Origin of the sequence: Acinetobacter sp. NIPH 1852, from assembly GCF_022549455.1 — a bacterium.
Lineage (GTDB): Bacteria > Pseudomonadota > Gammaproteobacteria > Pseudomonadales > Moraxellaceae > Acinetobacter.
Window position 1 is genome coordinate 1 of record NZ_JAKZGG010000041.1, and the last position, 1,973, is coordinate 1,973.

General features: G+C 49.7%; 2 tRNA genes and 1 rRNA gene. All 3 read right to left on the bottom strand.

Going from position 1 to position 1,973, the window contains the following annotated elements:
- Positions 1 to 76 (bottom strand) — tRNA-Ala (locus MMO38_RS16445).
- A gap of 55 nt (positions 77 to 131) precedes the next feature.
- Positions 132 to 208, bottom strand: a tRNA-Ile gene (locus MMO38_RS16450).
- A 61-nt stretch (positions 209 to 269) separates the two neighbouring features.
- Positions 270 to 1,807 (bottom strand): 16S ribosomal RNA (locus MMO38_RS16455).
- Between the last annotated feature and the right edge of the window lie 166 nt (positions 1,808 to 1,973).

Genomic DNA, 1,973 nt, shown 5'->3' on the forward strand with positions numbered 1-1,973 from the left:
TGGTGGAGACTAGGAGAGTCGAACTCCTGACCTCCTGCGTGCAAAGCAGGCGCTCTACCAACTAAGCTAAGTCCCCAGCTTATCATTGTGAATTCTATATCCTTAAATCTTTCAGCTTTAGCGATCAGATTTGGTGGGTCTGACAAGACTTGAACTTGTGACCCCACGCTTATCAAGCGTGTGCTCTAACCAACTGAGCTACAGACCCTCAGATATATCTTCAAGAAGAACAACTTGTTGTGGATTCTTACCGGCCATCAATCTTTCGTTAAGGAGGTGATCCAGCCGCAGGTTCCCCTACGGCTACCTTGTTACGACTTCACCCCAGTCATCGGCCACACCGTGGTAACCGCCCTCTTTGCAGTTAGGCTAGCTACTTCTGGTGCAACAAACTCCCATGGTGTGACGGGCGGTGTGTACAAGGCCCGGGAACGTATTCACCGCGGCATTCTGATCCGCGATTACTAGCGATTCCGACTTCATGGAGTCGAGTTGCAGACTCCAATCCGGACTACGATCGGCTTTTTGAGATTAGCATCCTATCGCTAGGTAGCAACCCTTTGTACCGACCATTGTAGCACGTGTGTAGCCCTGGCCGTAAGGGCCATGATGACTTGACGTCGTCCCCGCCTTCCTCCAGTTTGTCACTGGCAGTATCCTTAAAGTTCCCGGCATTACCCGCTGGCAAATAAGGAAAAGGGTTGCGCTCGTTGCGGGACTTAACCCAACATCTCACGACACGAGCTGACGACAGCCATGCAGCACCTGTATGTAGATTCCCGAAGGCACCAATCCATCTCTGGAAAGTTTCTACTATGTCAAGGCCAGGTAAGGTTCTTCGCGTTGCATCGAATTAAACCACATGCTCCACCGCTTGTGCGGGCCCCCGTCAATTCATTTGAGTTTTAGTCTTGCGACCGTACTCCCCAGGCGGTCTACTTATCGCGTTAGCTGCGCCACTAAAGTCTCAAAGACCCCAACGGCTAGTAGACATCGTTTACGGCATGGACTACCAGGGTATCTAATCCTGTTTGCTCCCCATGCTTTCGTACCTCAGTGTCAGTATTAGGCCAGATGGCTGCCTTCGCCATCGGTATTCCTCCAGATCTCTACGCATTTCACCGCTACACCTGGAATTCTACCATCCTCTCCCATACTCTAGCTAACCAGTATCGAATGCAATTCCCAAGTTAAGCTCGGGGATTTCACATTTGACTTAATTAGCCACCTACGCACGCTTTACGCCCAGTAAATCCGATTAACGCTCGCACCCTCTGTATTACCGCGGCTGCTGGCACAGAGTTAGCCGGTGCTTATTCTGCGAGTAACGTCCACTATCCTAGAGTATTAATCTAGGTAGCCTCCTCCTCGCTTAAAGTGCTTTACAACCATAAGGCCTTCTTCACACACGCGGCATGGCTGGATCAGGGTTCCCCCCATTGTCCAATATTCCCCACTGCTGCCTCCCGTAGGAGTCTGGGCCGTGTCTCAGTCCCAGTGTGGCGGATCATCCTCTCAGACCCGCTACAGATCGTCGCCTTGGTAGGCCTTTACCCCACCAACTAGCTAATCCGACTTAGGCTCATCTATTAGCGCAAGGCCCGAAGGTCCCCTGCTTTCTCCCGTAGGACGTATGCGGTATTAGCATCCCTTTCGGAATGTTGTCCCCCACTAATAGGCAGATTCCTAAGCATTACTCACCCGTCCGCCGCTAGGTAATGTAGCAAGCTACATCACCCCGCTCGACTTGCATGTGTTAAGCCTGCCGCCAGCGTTCAATCTGAGCCATGATCAAACTCTTCAGTTTAAAATCAGTAGTACCTTTAAAGGGTACCAATCTTGGCTCATCAATTTTCTGACAAATATTTCTCAAATAAACTTCGAGTAATTTCTACCATCTAATCAATGAAAATAATTTCGATCGATTAACCAGTAAAAATCCACACAAGTTGTTCTTCTTCAATTCTTAATGA